Below are 3,198 nucleotides of genomic sequence, written 5' to 3' on the forward strand. Positions count from 1 at the left end.
GAGGCAGCGGCGGCGCGCCATCCCGCACGCGCTGAGCGCCGCCACGGTCTTGCGCGGCGCGCGCGCCCGGCCCACGGTCGCGCGCATCGCCATCATCGGGACCGCCCGCGCATGCTGCCGCCGAACAACCAACTCAACCTCTGCTTCGCCCATGTCGCCTACCGCTTCGGCGACCGATTCGCCGCGCGGAGCACCGGCATCCGCTTCGTCGAGGTGCGCGACCGCGCGGCGCTGGATGCGGCGATCGGCGGCTGCGACGTGCTGGTCTGCTCCGGTCTGTGGCGCAACGACCTGCCCGCGATCGCGCCGCGGCTGAAGTTCGTCCAGTCCGCCAGCGCGGGTACGGACCAGTATGATCGCGAGGTCTTCCGCGCCCATGGCATGCGGCTGGCGAGCGGGCAGGGTGTGAACGCCAATGCTGTGTCGGAACACGCGATCGCGCTGATGCTCGCGCTGCTTCGCCGCATCCCCGAGGCGCGCGACAACCAGGCCAAGCGCTTCTGGCGCGGCATGATGGGGGACTTCGCCAAGCGCGAGGACGAGGCCGGCGGCAAGACCGCGGTCGTGGTCGGCCTCGGGCGCATCGGCGGGCGCATCGCGCGGCTGTGCAAGGCGCTCGGCATGACGGTGGTGGGCGTGCGGCAGAACGTCGCCGGAGGCGCCGAGGGCGCGGACGAGGTGCATTCCTTCCGCGACCTCAATTCCGTGCTGCCGCGCGCGGATTTCCTCATCCTCGCGTGCCCGCTGACCGACGAGACGCGGGGTCTGGTGAATGCCGCCGCGCTCGCCGCGCTGAAGCCGACCGCGCAGGTGATCAACGTCGCGCGCGGGCGCGTCGTGGACGAACCGGCGATCGTCTCGGCGCTGCAGGAAGGCCGCATCGCCGGCGCCGCGCTGGACGTGACGGCCGACGAGCCGCTGCCGGCCGAGAGCCCGCTCTGGGACATGCCGAACGTGCTCATCACCCCGCATACCGGCGGCGAGACCCACATGTACGAGGACAACGTCCTCGACTTCATGATGGAGAACATCGCGCGCCTGCAGCGGGGCGAGGCTGCGCTGGTCAACAAGATCGTCTGAGGAGGCGCGCCATGGCCACCCGCGAAGGCGCGATTGCCCGCGCCGCATCCTTCTTCGACGGCGGCGGCTTCAAGGCGCTGCTGTCCGACCTCGTCGCCATCCCCTCCACCGCGCAGGAGGAAGGGCGGGAGGCGGACCTCGACCGCTACCTGAACGGGGCCATCCGGCCCTGGCTGGAACGGCTGGGCTTCGCGGTCCAGGTACGCCCGAACCCACTGCCGGGCTTCGGGCCGATCCTCACGGGGATCCGCCTCGAGGATCCGTCGCGGCCGACCGTGCTGCTCTACGGACACGGCGATACGGTGCGCGGGCTCGAGGACCAGTGGCGGCAGGGGCTCGAGCCCTGGCGGCTGATCGAGGAGGATGGCCGCTGGTACGGCCGCGGCACCGCGGACAACAAGGGCCAGCACGCGCTGAACATCGCGGCGCTGGAGGCCGTGCTGGCCGAGCGCGGCGGGAAGCTCGGCTTCAACGTCAAGATCGTGCTGGAGATGGCGGAGGAGCGGGGCTCGAAGGGCCTCAAGGAATTCGTCGCAGCCCATGCCGAGGAACTCTCGGCCGATGTGCTGATCGCGAGCGATGGCCCGCGGGTCGAGCCCGGCATCCCGACGATCGCGACCGGCACGCGAGGCACCTTCCACTTCGACCTGGTGCTGAAGCTGCGGCCTGGCGGCGTACATTCCGGCCACTGGGGCGGGCTGACGCGCGACCCGGCGATCCTGCTCGCCCATGCGCTGACGACCATGATGGACCGCAACGGCAAGGTGCTGGTGCGCGGCATCCTGCCGCCCTCCCTGCCCAATTCGGTGCGCGCCGTGCTCGATGGCTGCCCGGTCGGCGGCGGCGACGGCGCGGCGACGATCGATGCTGGCTGGGGCGAGCCCGGATTGAGCAGCGCCGAGAAGATCTACGGCTGGAACAGCCTGATCGTGCTCGCCATGATCTCTGGCCGGCCGGAGAACCCGGTGAACGCGGTGGCCCCCGATGCGCGGGCGCATTGCCAGATCCGCTACACGGTGGACAGCGACCCCGCGACCTTCGGGGCCGCGGTGCGCGCGCATCTGGACGCGCATGGCTTCCATGAGATCGCGGTCGAGAACGACTTCGTCCGCATGGCGGCGTCGCGCACTGACCCCGACCACCCCTGGGTGCGCTGGGCCCAGGCGAGCATGGCGCGCTCGCTGGACAAGCGTGTGCAGATCATCCCGAACTCCTCGGGCGGGCTGCCGGGCGACGTCTTCGTCGACCACCTGCACGTTCCGCTGGTCTGGGTCCCGCACAGCTACAATGGCTGCAAGCAGCACGGACCGGACGAGCATTTCCTCATCGCGCCGGCGCGCGAGGGGATTCTTGGCTTCGCGGGGATGTGGTGGGACCTCGGCGAGGCGGGGACACCGGCTGGATAAGCGGCGCGTTACTTTTCCTCACCCCGCCGGAGAGCGGGGGCAATGGCGCTGTTACATTGCGGGCGCAGGGTTCGATGGTCGGCGGCATTGGTCCGCCCGAGCATAAGGACGCAGAAGATGCGCAAGACGACGATCGCGGCGCTTGCCGTCGCACTGACCGCGGGCGGCATGGGTCTCGCGATGGCCCAGCCGGGCCCGGGTGGCCCCGGCGGCGGGCCTGGCCAGGGCATGATGCGCGGCGATGGCCCCGGCTACCATCACGGCGGCCACCACGGCCATCGTGGCGGCGGTGGCTTCGCGGCTGGTGAGGCCTTCGCCCGCGCCGACGCGAACAATGATGGCCGTGTCACGCGGGAGGAAGGCCTGGCTTGGCTGCAGGCCCGCTTCGCCGAGATGGACGCGAACCGCGATGGCGGCGTGACACTCGAGGAAATACGCGCCTACTACGAGTCGCGCCGCCCCGAAGGCCGCCGCGCCCCGCCCGAGCAGATGCGCGCGCGGATGGAGGAGCGTGTCGGCACCATGATCCGCTTCATGGATGCGAACGGCGACGGCCGCGTCAGCTTCGACGAGTTGCGCCCGATGGCCGAGGCGGCCTTCCGCGCCGCGGATCGGAACGCGGATGGCGCGCTCTCCCGCGACGAGGTGCAGCATCGCGGCAGGGACGGCCGTCGCGGCCCGCCGGCTGGCGCCCCCGGCGCACCGGCGGCGC

3 protein-coding genes are annotated in these 3,198 nt (G+C 71.5%); all 3 read left to right on the plus strand.

All coding sequences use genetic code 11. The features are described 5' to 3' along the window. Window positions 1-111 precede the first annotated feature (111 nt). Window positions 112-1,080: a D-2-hydroxyacid dehydrogenase gene (locus HW577_RS22930; protein WP_198378431.1), complete on the plus strand. Its 969-nt coding sequence runs from the start codon at window positions 112-114 to the stop codon at window positions 1,078-1,080. 11 nt (window positions 1,081-1,091) lie between these two features. Then, a complete protein-coding gene (locus tag HW577_RS22935) occupies window positions 1,092-2,486 on the plus strand; it encodes a M20 family metallopeptidase (RefSeq protein WP_198378432.1) in 1,395 nt (464 codons plus the stop codon). A 117-nt stretch (window positions 2,487-2,603) separates the two neighbouring features. Continuing rightward, window positions 2,604-3,198: EF-hand domain-containing protein (locus HW577_RS22940; protein ID WP_198378433.1), on the plus strand; the 595-nt coding region annotated here is incomplete at its 3' end.

The sequence above is a fragment of the Neoroseomonas rubea genome, assembly GCF_016106015.1.
Lineage (GTDB): Bacteria > Pseudomonadota > Alphaproteobacteria > Acetobacterales > Acetobacteraceae > Neoroseomonas > Neoroseomonas rubea.

Excerpts from the sequence above, each read along its gene's own strand:
- HW577_RS22935 (WP_198378432.1), top strand. The coding sequence starts at position 1,092 with ATGGCCACCCGCGAAGGCGCGATTGCCCGCGCCGCATCCTTCTTCGAC.
- HW577_RS22930 (WP_198378431.1), top strand. The coding sequence starts at position 112 with ATGCTGCCGCCGAACAACCAACTCAACCTCTGCTTCGCCCATGTCGCC.